Source organism: Pseudoalteromonas sp. NFXS39 (assembly GCF_040148775.1).
Lineage (GTDB): Bacteria > Pseudomonadota > Gammaproteobacteria > Enterobacterales > Alteromonadaceae > Pseudoalteromonas > Pseudoalteromonas apostichopi.
Genome location: NZ_JAGDEC010000006.1, coordinates 69,551 through 82,844, shown reverse-complemented (window position 1 = coordinate 82,844; position 13,294 = coordinate 69,551). Strand labels below are relative to the sequence as shown.

Sequence of the window (13,294 nt, the reverse complement as noted above, 5' to 3'; positions counted from 1 at the left end):
TCCTATAAATACAATTTTGTTAGAAAATCAAAGAACCGACGTAGTGTTCTTTGTATGTCTTAACACTATGCAATTTTTTACCTTGCGTAAAATGATATATTTGAATTAAAGTATTTCATAAAATGAAATGGTGGTGGTATGGATCATAAACATCTTAATTACTTTTTGGCGTTAGCAAAGACGCTACACTTTGCAAGAGCCAGTGAGCTTTGCCATATCAGTGCGCCAACCTTGAGTCGGAACATCAAGCAACTCGAAGAAGAGGTTGGGGTGGTGTTATTTAATAGGGATAATCGCACCGTAAAATTAACCCGCGAGGGTGAGTCATTTATTGAGTACGCTAATGCGACGCTTGCTAACTGGCATCGTTTTAAAGCTAATGTACAAGAGCCGCAACAGCATGTTTATGGCAATGTCAGTATTTATTGCTCTGTAACTGCCTCATATAGTTTTTTACATCAAATACTTGAACAACTGCGTATGCAGCACCCATATATTGAAATTACTTTGAATACTGGTGACCCTGCATTAGCAATAAATCGTGTTTTAGATGGTCATGAAGATATGGCAATTGCTGCTAAACCAACAAAACTACCGGGACAAATTGCCTTTACTAGTGTTGGTTATTCGCCACTAGTATTGATTGCGCCAAAAATCGTGTGCCCGATCAGCGAAAAACTGTCAGCAAATGAGCAAATTGATTGGTCAGATTTAGAATTTATTGTTGCTGAGCAAGGTTTATCAAGGCAGCGTCTTGAGCAGTGGTGGCGTAAAAAAAATATTCATGGCCGTATATATGCGCAGGTTGCAGGTCATGAAGCTATGGTCTCTATGGTGAGTCTAGGTTTAGGTATTGCTATGGTGCCAAAAATAGTACTGGATAACAGCCCGCTCAAAGATAAAGTGCAAATTGTTAGTGATGCAGAACAAACTATTGCAGGTTTCGAAATTGGTCTAGCCGTACTAAATAAAGAGCGTCATGATCCTGCACTCAACGCGATTTGGAGTATTGCTCAATCGCTTACCCAGCAAGCAATTTAACTTAATAACTAGTGGCTTTGACTTTAATTTAAACTTTTACATAGATACAACCGCACACTTTAATTAGTTATTTAGTATTGGTTTTTGTAAAATTTTTTCGTGGTTTTTACTGGTTTTAGTCTGTCAAAATCCTTTTTCATTGATTTTTCTTTGGGTGTTGTTAACTTAATTGAAATAATAAAAATTTTCATGGCCTAGACTCATGATACTCTCAGCGCAAGCCGACCACTCTTTAAGCTACTCGAGCCATTGTCTGAAGCTAGCAATTCCTCTAATGGTAAAATACAAGATGCCAATTACGCCGCTTAATTATGCGCTTTGGTATTGCTATGTGAGTGATAAAAATCAAAAGTTAAGTAAAGAGCTCGATAGTATTATTAAACAACACAATACTTGTAGTCATGAGCAGGCAAAACGGCTTTTCGATAAGTACTTATCTCGGGATGACTTGGCACTATTTTATCAGCTCTCTAGCGGCTTTAACGATGTTGTTGGCAAGGTACATCAAGATATTAACGAAGCACTAAATTACTCAACTGAATTTAATCAGGCACTGCAAGAGTGTCGTGAAACACTAACGAGTGCTGATATAAGCCAAGAAAGTGGCTTTGATGATGTACTTGATTGTGTAGAGCGTTTAAGTGATGAGTCGGCAGCTTTGCAAAGCCGTGCGCAAGATTTTCAAAACCAACTCGCTATGGCGTACTCCGAAATTACAGAGCTAAAGCAAGAGCTTGTTAGGTCAAGAAGTAAAGCTGAAAAAGACCCTCTGACTGGGCTTTATAATCGTGGTAAGTTTGATGAAGATATAACGCGATTTTGCCAAACTAATAATTTAGCTGAAGTCGCCGTGCTTACAATGGTCGATATCGATCACTTTAAACAGTTTAACGACACCTTTGGTCACCAAAAAGGAGATCAAGTTTTACGAGCTGTTTCAGCAAAACTACTTAAGCATGTTTCAAGTGTTGGCCAAGCTTATCGTTATGGTGGCGAAGAGTTTTGTTTCACGGCTCAGTTTGCCAGCATTAGTGATATGACTAACTTTACCCAGCAACTACGTCAGGCTGTTACTAAACTACAAATTAAAAATCCTAAATCTGACAAGGTGTTAAGCCAAGTGACAGCAAGCTTTGGTATTGCTATTAAAGCTAAAAATAGTAAACCGGAACAACTGATTGCTAAAGCTGATAAAGCGCTTTATTTAGCAAAAGAGCATGGTCGCAATCGCATAGAAATCGTCGAAGAGTAACAAACTTAATCGATATATGTATCAAATTTGTGAATAGTTGTAACCTTGCAACGACAGTTTGTTCACATCTTGATATTATGCTCTTATTGCATAAATTTCTTTGGTCGTAAAATAACAATGAAATCTCAAACGATCAGGATGTGCGCACTGGTTTATGCCATATTTGGCATGCTAGTGAGTCAAGCAAGCGCTGATGACTCAACGCGCACTGAACGTGAAAGCCGTGTGGCAAATCAACAGATTGATACCCAGCAATGGCATCTAAGTATTAATACAGGTGCGGGGGTGATCACGAATCCACTTCATGGAGGTGATAACTTACCTTTGCTCGTGCTGCCTGAAATCGCTTTTTATGGTGAAAAATGGTTCTTTGATAATGGCCGTTTAGGTTATTCATTACAAGAGAGTGATAGTCACGTCGTTAACTTTGTTACTGAGTTCAACCCTGAGACGCGTTTCTTTATAGATTTCCATCCAAGTAATATATTTGCACTGCAAACATCAAATAGTTTTATTGTTGAATCGACCACTAGTAATGAACTGGCAGAAAAGTCTGTATCTACAAGCGATATTAAAAAAAGACGCTGGGCTTTAGATGCTGGCTTAAGTTATCACTATATTCGAAATAATCATGTTATCTCTGTACAAGCGTTGACCGATGTTTCCGGAGTTTATAACGGTTTGCGTAGTGCTTTACAATGGCAATCACATCACCGTATAGGAAACTTATCGGTCGCACCTAGCCTAGGGATCTGGTACAAATCAGCCAGACTAAATGATTATTTTTATGGTTTATCGGCAGAAGAGTCCTCATATGGGGAAATTGATGTTGGCAGTAGCTGGCAACCTTATGCTAAAATCGACGCCCGTTGGCCCCTGAGTGAGGCTAACTCTCTTCGTTTTCATTTAGCATATTATGACTACTCAGCCGTGGATGACAGTCCGCTTTTTGAACACACGTACTCGATGACTGCATTTATAGGATTCAATCATATTTTTTAATATGAAGTATTTTGCTTTTAGTCTGTGTGTGTTTGTTGCTGTTATTTGGGCTTCCCCAAGCTATGCACAAGCGACTCAGTTTGATATCACACCAAAAGTGTGCGTTGTATTACAACAGCACGAATTTTGTGATCTTGAGTTAAAAATGAGCTGGCAAAGTCAACAGCCTCAAGATTTGTGTTTGTACCAAAATAATCAGAAAATTCAATGCTGGAACGACACTAGTTCAGGGGTTTTCAGCCATAAAGCGCGGGTTCAGATTGAAACAATATACTCCTTAGTCAATCCGCACACGGGGAGTAAAATTGCGACAGCAAAAGTCGAAGTGCAAAGCACCGAAGCAAAAACAACGAGGCGTAGGTTACGCTCACCGTGGAGCTTTTTTTAATTTAGGAGCAACCAATGGCAAAGATTTTACTTGTTGAAGATGATCTCGGCTTACAGCAGTTAACACGTGATTACCTTCAGCATAATGGGTTGGATGTTGCGGTCCTTGAACGCGGCGATGAAGTATTTGAATACCTTGAAAACAACCCTGTTGATCTAATGATTTTAGATGTCATGTTACCGGGTAAAGACGGCTTTAGTGTGTGTCGTCAGGTTCGTGATAAATTCAGCTTACCTATTTTAATGTTAACAGCAAAAGGTGAAGACTTTGACCAAGTGATTGGTTTGGAGCTCGGCGCAGATGATTATGTAATCAAGCCTGCTGAGCCTCGTGTATTATTAGCGCGTATTAATGCGTTATTACGTCGTGGACAAGCTACTAACAAGGCACCTGAAGAGCTTAGTTTTGGTGATTTAACTATTGATAAAACTAGCCGCATCGTTACACTAAAAGGCAGTGAAATTACACTGACTTCCCATGAGTTTGAGCTACTTTGGTTACTCGCATCAAATGCAGGTGAAGTGTTAAGCCGTGAACATGTGCACCAGCATATGATTGGCCGTCAGTATGATGGCTTAGACCGTACAGTTGATGTACGCGTATCACGTATCCGCAAGAAGCTAGGTGATAACAGTGATAAACCATACCGAATTAAAACAGTTTGGGGACAAGGTTACCTCTTTGTATCTGATGCATGGGATATGTAAACATTAATGGGGAAACTATTTGCAAGCTTATATCTTTATATAATAGTTTCTCTGTTTCTTGTTAGTGGGGTCATAGAACAGTTATGGCCCTACGAAGAAACTCAACAACAAATCGCCCTCGACCAAGAATTTGGTAAATCTCTATGGCTATTAAGCCAAACGGATAATGGTTTAGCTTCGCTAGAACGAGAGTATGAAAGCGAATTGATTAATCTCTCAGACCTTGCTTTACCAGATGATTTAAAATCACAGCTCAAAAATGATCATCATCTGTATTTGTTTAATAAAGAGCAAAAGGTGGTTTGGTATATTGCTATCAACGACACACAGCTTTTGCAAGTAGGTCCACTTTCTGTTGAAAACCCAAATTTTAGCTCAGTTTGGCCTTACTTTTTATTATTAACAGTAATTGGTTTGCCTATTGGGCTATGGAGCTTATTACTATGGCGAGATTTTAATAAACTCACACTTGCCTGTGAAGCTGTAGGAGGAGCGCAAGACTTCGAACTACAAGACGCTTCCAAATCCTTTTTCCTGCCAATCACAGATACACTCAATGCGATGCAAGAGCGTATCCAATACCTTCTAGCAGCACAGCAAGAGCTTACTTCTTCTGTTTCTCATGAGTTTAGAACGCCACTTGCTCGTTTAAAGTTTGCAATTGCTATGCTTGAAGAGCAAGTTGAGAATGAAAAATCTTATACTTACATTGATAACATGCAGGCTGATATTGCAGAGCTTGAGGCATTAGTTTCCGAAATGCTGGAATATGCGCGGCTTGATTCACATCAACCGAGTTTAAAACCACGTTCTTGTGACCTTACTGCGCTTATCAACAGTGTGGTGAATAAGCTCGAATTTGCTACTGACATTGAGGTAGCAGTGAGTGCACCTAAGCAGCTTTACTACGAGTGTGACGAGCATTTTATGGCGCGTTGTATTCAAAACCTATTAGGCAATGCACAAAAATACGCAAACCACAAAATTCATGTGAGCCTTGAAGAGTTAGGTGATTCGATACAAATTAGTGTTGAAGACGATGGTCCAGGGATCGCTAAATCTGAGTGGCAAAGTATTTTTAAGCCATTTACTCGTTTAGATAAAAGCCGTGATAAGAAAACAGGTGGCTTTGGGTTAGGTCTTGCAATTGTCGCTAAAATTGTCAGTTGGCATCAAGGGCAGTCTGAAGTGTGTGATTCACCATTAGGTGGAGCAAAATTTGTGATTCGCTTGTTCAAGACTAATTAAGTCTTAGATTACAGGTATTTTTGCAGGCATAAAAAAAGCGCCTAAGGCGCTTTTTAAAGATTAAAACCAAAAATAAACAAGTAGCAAAGTAATAGACCGCACTTAATTATAAAAGTTCGAAAAAAGGTTAATTATTTTTCATCTAATAATGGCATTAGCATTTTTTCTAGGCCATTGAGCTTCACTTCATACATCATCGCTAGTTGTGCACCTAACTGGGAATCAGGAAATCCTTGTTGTTTAAACCACACCAAATAAGGCTCTGGCAGCAATAATAAAGGGCGACCAGCATACTTTCCAAATGGCATCTTAGTATTTATGGCGCGTTTGAGTTGAGCTGTATCCATCTTTATCTCAAAGAAATTTTAAAGCTAGATGATACGGTAAAAAGGGGAGAGAAAATAGGCTGTGACGGGCAAGAAACAGCCTATTTAGTGAGGGATGTAGGCCCTCAGAATAACAGCCACTAAATTAATTACGGCGTATTAGTGTAGTTGGTTACGACGCTTTTTCGTAAAGCCAAGCTTATTTAGCTTGAGGGCAATAGCTGGGTCGTCGATTCGTTCAGGTGTTTCACAGTCACGAAGAAAATGATCACTAGGTACTTGATATACATCGAGCATCTTGTTGAATAGCACGGTTCTAATATCCAAAGCAGTCATGCCGTTATTTTGTAACTCATCAAGTTGCTGCTGAATATCTGAAAGTTTCCCACCACGTGCATCATCCGTATTTGCTAAAAACTCGTTGGTAAACTTATTTTTCATTTAAACAACCTCAATCAATCTAACCGCGCTGTATTTGAGATAACGAAATCACAACATGGCTAAACTTTTTTGTGTTAAAAATAGATACTTAGCTAAGCACCTTAGAATTAATTCTACTCTTTTTTTTAGCCTGATTGCTAATCTGGATGTAAAGCTTTGTAAATAGGCTTAACCCAATGTGGGGACGGGGTTGTTGAGGAAAGAAAACTAGTTAGCCAACTAACTGAATACAGTGAAAATAATTATCAGTACCATCTGGAGGTACTGATAATTTTTTTTTACATTAAGAGAAAAGTTTTTGTTTTACATGCTCAGCGAAGCCACTACCAGCTTCTAAATAGAAGTTATATGTCGAGTCAACCCCCATATCTTCTAGTTCTTTTTGCTGATCTGGGTAGTTTGCGATAGCAGTAACCTGACCTTCATAGCCAGAAGCACGAAGTTGCTCTAAAGCAAAAATATTTTGCATATGCTTCGGCATCGCAAGCATCACCATCCCTACATGAGAGTGATTTACACGCTGCCAGAAATCAGGGTCAGTGGCGTCTGCAAGCAATACACGGCGACCGCGTTTGATATGTTTATCAACAACATCAGGCTTTATATCAATACCTGCGACAAGATTTGGATGGGTTTGGCTGATTGTTTCATAAGCACCTGTACCAATGCGACCCATGCCAAATATAACAATTTTTGTATCATTAAGGTTTACGGGCAGCTCTTCAGCAAGACGACTATCACTTTCAAATTTAAGCAGCCAATGTTCAATTTTCACATAAACTTCATTTGATCGCTTATTTAATGGCGAAGCTAAAATAAAGGTGATAGACACAGCAATAGCCATCACTGCCAACCACTCAGAGGTGATCATATTACTGGTGGCGGCAACAGCACACACAATTAAGCCAAACTCACTATAATTAGCTAAGCTGAAGGCACTTAACAAAGAAGTACGAGCACGTAATTTGAATGTGTTTGTTAGCACATAATAAAGAGCAACTTTTAATGGTAAGACTAATATAATGATGATTGCAACGATCACTGCATGAGTTGTCAGTTCTGCATTCAAGCCAATATTTAAGAAAAAGCCGACTAATAATATGTCTTTTAAATTAAGTAACGACTTTGATAACTCACCAGCTTTTTTATGTGAAGCGAACATCATACCAATGATCAAAGCGCCTAAATCACCCTTAAGGCCCGCGAACTCAAAAGCCTGATAGCCAATAATAAGTGCAAAGAAAAAACCAAAAAGCGGCAATAATTCACCGTGCTTTGAGCGGTTTAATACCCAAAACATCACAGGTCTTAAAACTGGTAAGCCGACTAATAATGCCAGTGCCCAAATATTTGGGGCTTTACCTGTACTGATGGCTAAGAAGATAACTGCAAAGATATCTTGCATAACTAAGATACCAATAGCAATTTTACCATGAAGGCTTGCCATTTCACCGCGCTCTTCAAGTACTTTTACTGCAAATACGGTGCTTGAGAAGCTAAAGGCAAAGCCGACTAATAATGCACTTTGCCAAGTCAGCTCATTAAATAAAGGTAGTGCTAAGGCACCTAATAACAACATAAAACCACTAAACAGCGTGCTACTCAAAACAATATGCATTGAGGCTGGCGCCCATACTTGTGGCTTCATTAGGTTAGATACTTTGAGTTTAAGACCAATGCTAAACAATAACAAAGTAACACCAAGACTTGCCAAGGTATTTAGCAGCTCGGTTGTCTTATATCCATATAGGTTGAGTGCAAAACCCGCTAATAAAAAGCCGATAAGAGGAGGCAGCTTTAACTGGTAAACAGCAAAGCCACAAACGAACGCGGTAGCAAAGTAGATTAGTTCCATAATTGTTCTTTTAACTTCATTTGTTTGAAGTGTAGCGAAATATTCGTAGTTGGAAAACAACAACGAGTAATAGGAGTTCAAAAAATAAGCACTTATACATGATTTATTGATTAATCCGGCAAAAGCATCATTTTTTCGCTGACATTAGCTTTTAATTGTGGTTAAGATGCATTAACAAAGGAATTTAAGCCATAGGTTAGAAGCTGGCTTAAGGAGAATAGATGTTTAAGAAAATCCTTGCATCAGTAGGTATTGGTGCAGCAAAAGTTGACACTGTACTCGAGACAGAGCATTTACAACCGGGTCAAAAATTTAATGCCGTTATTGTCATCAAAGGTGGCGATGTGGACCAAGAAATATCGGGTTTAGACCTAGCACTTATGACACGTGTAAAAGTCGATGGCGAAGATGGTGAGTATTTCACAAACCATGTTATTGAAAAATGGCGTATTACAGATATAGGCACAATTGCAGCGGGTGTTGAAAAACATATTCCATTTGAAGCTCGCCTTCATTCTGAGACACCGATCACCGAAATTAATGCTGGTTATAACCAATCGCATGTTTGGCTTGAAACTGGCTTAGACATTGATTTAGCGCTTGATCCAACAGACCGTGATGCATTGCATATTTATCCTAATGACGCTGTAAGCACGTTTATGGAAGCGATGGATCGACTGGGCTTCAGTCTAGTAAAAGCGGATGTAGAAAAAGGCTTCTTGAGGGCTCCCACTTTTCAATCACACTCTGGTTGTTATCAAGAATTAGAATATCGCCCAAATAGCCGTAGCCTCTTTGGTTTACAAGAGGTTGAGTTGTCGTTTGTGCCTGAAGCACATAAAACACATGTATTAATCGAACTTGATCGCGCCTTCAGAGGGGATGGTTATGTAGATTTAACCATTGAACATGATCATGTAAATCTGTCACAGCTTTGTGATCAGCTAGAACGATTATTTGCTTAAAGACTAACTATTAGCTAGTTAGTTAAAACCCAGCTACGGCTGGGTTTTTTGTCTTCATAAAGGAGCGTTATGTTTTCTATTAAAAGTTATAGCGAACTCAGTAAAGATGAGTTATTCGCCATTTTACGGGCGCGGGTTGATGTATTTGTTGTAGAGCAAACCTGTCCTTACCCAGAAATTGACGAAGTTGATAACAATGAGCTTACTCAGCATATATTTTTGTTTAAAGCTCAGCAGGTAGCTGCCTATGCACGTTGCTATAAAAAGAATGAGCAATTTAGCGCATTTGGTCGAGTGCTGGTTGCAGAGCAATTTCGTGGTGATGGGTTGGCAACTAAACTAGTGCAAACCGCGATAGATACTTGTAAAAAACATTGGCCAGATAAAGCGATCATGATTGGTGCTCAGTGCTATTTAACCGGGTTTTATCAGCAATTTGACTTTGTAAATGTGGGGGATGATTATTTAGAAGATGGCATTCCACACCAGGATATGTGTTTGAGGTAGCCAAATGGCTACCTCCGTAATTTGTTAATTTAATAATGAGTTAGCAAATACCAATGCAATGGCAAGTGGACAAATGAACTTAATGTACCATGGCCATACTTTCCAGAAGAAGCTGTTTGCAGCTTCTGGGCATCCTTGTTGAATTTCTTTTAGTAAAGACGCACGATGCCAAATCCAACCGACAAAAATACAACACATTAAGCCTAGAATAGGCTGCCCAATCTTAGTGGTTAAAGTAATTACAAAACCAAATAACGTGCTTAGGTTAAATACGATTGTGAAACTAACGAGTGCAATGATACCACCGATGATCCAAGTAGCTTGAACACGTTTCAAAGCAAAGCGCTCAACTGCATAAGAAACAGGTGCTTCTAGCATCGAGATTGATGACGTTAATGCGGCAATACTCATTAAAGCAAAAAAAGCAAAGCCAACAAAAATACCTACATCACCCATGCTAGTGAATAATGCTGGTAGCACTTGGAATACCAAGGTATCTTCAGAAAGTAGGGCACCTTCAGCAGAAAAAATTTGTACGCCTTGCGCTTGTGCAACATACATAGCTGGAATAATCAATAAACCAGCTACAAAGGCAATGAACACATCGATTAAAGTAACATACGCACCTAGCGATACTAAATTCTCTTTTTTGCTTATGTATGAGCCGTAGATAATCATTACGCTGGTACCAAGCGACAATGAGAAAAACGCCTGTCCTAACGCATTCACTAATAACTCTGGGTTTAAAATCGATGAAAAGTCTGGCACTAAATACGCTTTTAGGCCTTCCATCGCGCCTTCTTGCGTCATTACATAGATGATTAGCATAAACAAAATACCTAAAAGGGCAGGCATTAAGCGTTTAGACCATTTTTCGATGCCGTTTTCTACACCCTTAGAGATAATAGAGACGGTTAGAATAATAAATCCAGCAGTAAATATAAGGTTTCTTGATAGTGACTGCTCACTAAGCCAAGTGCCAGCTTGTTCTTGACCGGCTAATTGTGCAACGGGTTCGAGGGTTGCACTCAGCATCCAGCCAGCCACAATCGCATAGAAGCTTAAGATGAGACCCGCACAAATAATACCGCCAAAACCCACCACGAAGGCGAACTTCTTTTGCCATGCTTGATTCGTTACTTTTCGAAGTGAAGTGACGGCATTAGCTTGACCATGACGACCAATTACTAACTCAGCCATTAAAGCAGGATAAGCAAGACAAAATGCTAACACTAAATAAGCCACTAAAAACGCGGCACCGCCATTACTTGCAGTTTGTGTTGGGAAACCCCAAATATTTCCTAAGCCAACAGCAGAGCCTGCTGCAGCCATAATAAATCCAAAGCGGGAGCTGAACTCCCCACGTGATGCGCTCATATTATTGTTACTTCTCTATTTGTGACGGCGCTGACAATCTACTCGAATTAACACTAAATAAAAAGGGTTAATCATCCGCATTTTGGTTGTTCTTCGTTGTGTGCGAGTTGTCAGCGTAGAATTCGTGCAATTGCGCATTACAATACGAAACAATTAACACAAATGAAACATGTTTATTGGCTTTTATTTTGGATTGTTATGCTAAAACAGGCGCCACCTAGCTGCTTACTTTTTGATACTTCGACCGTGCCGTGGTGCCAATCAGCGACTTTAGCCACGATAGCAAGACCTAGCCCGTAGCTTTCTCCATCGCGATTACGGTGCGTTTGTTCTTGAAAGAATGGGCTAAATACTTTTTGCCAATTTTGTTCGCTCACACCAGGGCCATCATCTTCAATACTAATAGTGATGTACTCATTAGTACTGGTTGCACTGATTGAAATTTCAGACTCTGCAAAGTCACAGGCATTACTTAATAGATTAACAATGGCGCGTGCTAACCAGTGTAAATCAGCACAAATATCACCAACTTTAACTCGGTGACTGACTCGTAAACCGCGTTGCTCAAGCTTAGGTTCTATTTGATGAATTAAAGTTAGAATATAAGTTTGCAGATCAGAGTGGTTAAACGTTAGCTGATTAGATTTTTGCTCAAGTGTTGCAAATGCCAGATAACTTTTTAACATAGACTCCATTTGATCTAAGTCGTTTTCCATGCGTGCAAGATATTCAAGGCGCTTTTCTTCACTTGGACAGTCTTGTGCCGCTTCTAAACCAAATCGTAAACAAGCTATAGGTGTGCGAATATCATGAGATAAGCTCGATGCCATTAACTTATTCTCATCAAGGAGTTTTTCTATTTGGTTTGCCATGCGGTTAAATGTCAGTTCAACATCTTTGATATAAGTAAAGTGTGATAATTGAATGCGACTTTTTAAATCACCTTTTGCAAAGCGTTGTGCCGCCTCGTTTAATACGCTTAAACGCTTTGCAAGTGGTGCAATAATGAAGCCCATAAATACACATAACCCAGTATAGAATAACAAGGTAAGTAATACATCGTTACCTTGTTCATGAGTTAAGTCTTTGTCTAGTCGCATTTTTATATGATGAGTATCAAGGGCTGCTTCACTGTAAAGCAAATAATAGCCTTGCTGATCTTCTAGAATGAGACCACTTGGCTGAGTTATTTGAGCTAATAATGAGTAAGGCAGCGCAAGGGATTGGGTTGGTCGATACTCAAGTTGTACAGAAAAGTCTTGATTAAACTCTGCAATAGCGTGCTCTCGTTGCTTCGCGTCAAGTTTAGCCAGTTGCTTTGCAAAACCTTTGATCATTTTCGTTTCGCTAGAAAACACATCCTGAGGTGCCTGGGTTTGTTGGCTAAAAGCATCAATTAGCCAGCCCAAAACAATGATTGAAAGCAAAGCGCTACCAAGTAGCGAAATATAAAACTTTTTCACAGGCGCTAGTCGTTATTGCCAAGCAGTGGCAACAAGTAAATAGCCTTTGCCCCAAATGGTTTTAATTTTTTCAGGGTGCTGTGGGTCATCATTAAATTTTTTTCTTAATGAGGAAATGAGTACATCTACACTTCTGTCCAAGCCATCATACTCTCGGCCTTTCGTTGCCTTAAACACCGCATCACGAGATACCACCTGACCTGCATTGCTTGCTAAATAGTTTAGCAGTAAATATTCAGCGCTTGAAATATGTACCTCGTCGTTAGCCAAGTAAACCGTGCGTGATTCAGTGTTAATTGATAATTTACCAACACTTATAAGCTCAGAATTTGCAGCTTCATGCGTGTCTGTTTTAGAGCGAAGTGCAGCTTTAATACGTGCTAATAAAGCGCGAGGGCGAACTGGTTTCATCATATAGTCGCTGGCACCCACTTCGAGGCCTATAACTTCATCCATTTCATCATCACGTGCAGTTAGCATAATAATCGGAGCTTGATAAAAATGCCTTAAATCGCGACACACACTAATACCGTCTTGACCTGGTAGCATAATATCTAACAACACTAAGTCTGGATTTGTTTTACGTACTTGCTCAACTACTAGGTCACCGCGTTGGCATATAGTCGTTTGATAGCCTTGCTCAATTAAGTATTCCGCAACCCAGTTGGCGAGCGAGATATCATCTTCTACTAATAAGATAGTTCCGTAATGTTCCATTTTTT

At 39.5% G+C, this 13,294-nt stretch carries 14 protein-coding genes; 8 read left to right on the top strand and 6 right to left on the bottom strand.

What is annotated here, in order from left to right; all coding sequences use genetic code 11:
* The first annotated feature begins 138 nt into the window (after positions 1-138).
* The 6 genes from ilvY to J3455_RS12405 all read left to right on the top strand — a co-directional run bounded on the left by ilvY (position 139) and on the right by J3455_RS12405 (position 5,638).
* Complete coding sequence (ilvY, locus tag J3455_RS12430) at positions 139-1,041, top strand: HTH-type transcriptional activator IlvY (RefSeq protein ID WP_130051073.1); 903 nt, start codon at positions 139-141, stop codon at positions 1,039-1,041.
* A gap of 274 nt (positions 1,042-1,315) precedes the next feature.
* Positions 1,316-2,293 (top strand): GGDEF domain-containing protein, encoded by a 978-nt coding sequence (locus J3455_RS12425; protein ID WP_233786745.1) that lies wholly within the window; start codon positions 1,316-1,318, stop codon positions 2,291-2,293.
* A 174-nt stretch (positions 2,294-2,467) separates the two neighbouring features.
* Positions 2,468-3,295 (top strand): MipA/OmpV family protein, encoded by an 828-nt coding sequence (locus J3455_RS12420; protein WP_484581370.1) that lies wholly within the window; start codon positions 2,468-2,470, stop codon positions 3,293-3,295.
* Position 3,296: 1 nt separating this feature from the next.
* The gene (locus tag J3455_RS12415; protein ID WP_130051075.1) at positions 3,297-3,683 is read left to right on the top strand and encodes a DUF3019 domain-containing protein; all 387 of its coding nucleotides are present in this window, start codon (positions 3,297-3,299) and stop codon (positions 3,681-3,683) included.
* Positions 3,684-3,697: 14 nt separating this feature from the next.
* Complete coding sequence (locus tag J3455_RS12410) at positions 3,698-4,390, top strand: response regulator (protein ID WP_054562019.1); 693 nt, start codon at positions 3,698-3,700, stop codon at positions 4,388-4,390.
* Between the two features lie 6 nt (positions 4,391-4,396).
* Entirely contained in the window at positions 4,397-5,638 is a 1,242-nt protein-coding gene (locus J3455_RS12405; RefSeq protein WP_167658353.1) for an ATP-binding protein, read from the top strand.
* Positions 5,639-5,769: 131 nt separating this feature from the next.
* Here J3455_RS12405 and J3455_RS12400 read toward each other — a convergent pair whose 3' ends face one another.
* From J3455_RS12400 to J3455_RS12390, 3 genes are all read right to left on the bottom strand, one after another.
* Complete coding sequence (locus J3455_RS12400) at positions 5,770-5,985, bottom strand: DUF3820 family protein (protein WP_062564309.1); 216 nt, start codon at positions 5,983-5,985, stop codon at positions 5,770-5,772.
* 138 nt (positions 5,986-6,123) lie between these two features.
* Entirely contained in the window at positions 6,124-6,405 is a 282-nt protein-coding gene (locus J3455_RS12395) for a hypothetical protein (protein WP_130051078.1), read from the bottom strand.
* 283 nt (positions 6,406-6,688) lie between these two features.
* Complete coding sequence (locus J3455_RS12390) at positions 6,689-8,260, bottom strand: cation:proton antiporter domain-containing protein (RefSeq protein ID WP_130051079.1); 1,572 nt, start codon at positions 8,258-8,260, stop codon at positions 6,689-6,691.
* Between the two features lie 221 nt (positions 8,261-8,481).
* Here J3455_RS12390 and J3455_RS12385 point away from each other — a divergent pair, with 221 nt between their 5' ends.
* Positions 8,482-9,225, top strand: coding sequence for a sporulation protein (locus J3455_RS12385; protein WP_130051080.1), 744 nt, complete (start codon positions 8,482-8,484; stop codon positions 9,223-9,225).
* 69 nt (positions 9,226-9,294) lie between these two features.
* Positions 9,295-9,732: a GNAT family N-acetyltransferase gene (locus J3455_RS12380; RefSeq protein ID WP_130051081.1), complete on the top strand. Its 438-nt coding sequence runs from the start codon at positions 9,295-9,297 to the stop codon at positions 9,730-9,732.
* Between the two features lie 24 nt (positions 9,733-9,756).
* Here the strand turns inward: J3455_RS12380 and J3455_RS12375 are convergent, their stop codons facing one another.
* The 3 genes from J3455_RS12375 to J3455_RS12365 all read right to left on the bottom strand — a co-directional run bounded on the left by J3455_RS12375 (position 9,757) and on the right by J3455_RS12365 (position 13,289).
* Positions 9,757-11,109: a sodium-dependent transporter gene (locus tag J3455_RS12375; protein WP_256854585.1), complete on the bottom strand. Its 1,353-nt coding sequence runs from the start codon at positions 11,107-11,109 to the stop codon at positions 9,757-9,759.
* Between the two features lie 173 nt (positions 11,110-11,282).
* Positions 11,283-12,572, bottom strand: a complete 1,290-nt coding sequence (locus tag J3455_RS12370; protein ID WP_349561845.1) for a sensor histidine kinase — start codon at positions 12,570-12,572, stop codon at positions 11,283-11,285.
* A gap of 12 nt (positions 12,573-12,584) precedes the next feature.
* On the bottom strand, positions 12,585-13,289 hold the full coding sequence (locus J3455_RS12365) for a response regulator (RefSeq protein WP_130051084.1): 705 nt from the start codon (positions 13,287-13,289) through the stop codon (positions 12,585-12,587).
* Positions 13,290-13,294 lie beyond the last annotated feature (5 nt).

Coding starts and splice junctions, on each gene's coding strand:
- ilvY (WP_130051073.1), top strand. CDS start 139: ATGGATCATAAACATCTTAATTACTTTTTGGCGTTAGCAAAGACGCTA.
- J3455_RS12425 (WP_233786745.1), top strand. CDS start 1,316: ATGGTAAAATACAAGATGCCAATTACGCCGCTTAATTATGCGCTTTGG.
- J3455_RS12415 (WP_130051075.1), top strand. CDS start 3,297: ATGAAGTATTTTGCTTTTAGTCTGTGTGTGTTTGTTGCTGTTATTTGG.
- J3455_RS12410 (WP_054562019.1), top strand. CDS start 3,698: ATGGCAAAGATTTTACTTGTTGAAGATGATCTCGGCTTACAGCAGTTA.
- J3455_RS12405 (WP_167658353.1), top strand. CDS start 4,397: ATGGGGAAACTATTTGCAAGCTTATATCTTTATATAATAGTTTCTCTG.
- J3455_RS12400 (WP_062564309.1), bottom strand. CDS start 5,985: ATGGATACAGCTCAACTCAAACGCGCCATAAATACTAAGATGCCATTT.
- J3455_RS12395 (WP_130051078.1), bottom strand. CDS start 6,405: ATGAAAAATAAGTTTACCAACGAGTTTTTAGCAAATACGGATGATGCA.
- J3455_RS12390 (WP_130051079.1), bottom strand. CDS start 8,260: ATGGAACTAATCTACTTTGCTACCGCGTTCGTTTGTGGCTTTGCTGTT.
- J3455_RS12385 (WP_130051080.1), top strand. CDS start 8,482: ATGTTTAAGAAAATCCTTGCATCAGTAGGTATTGGTGCAGCAAAAGTT.
- J3455_RS12380 (WP_130051081.1), top strand. CDS start 9,295: ATGTTTTCTATTAAAAGTTATAGCGAACTCAGTAAAGATGAGTTATTC.
- J3455_RS12375 (WP_256854585.1), bottom strand. CDS start 11,109: ATGAGCGCATCACGTGGGGAGTTCAGCTCCCGCTTTGGATTTATTATG.
- J3455_RS12365 (WP_130051084.1), bottom strand. CDS start 13,289: ATGGAACATTACGGAACTATCTTATTAGTAGAAGATGATATCTCGCTC.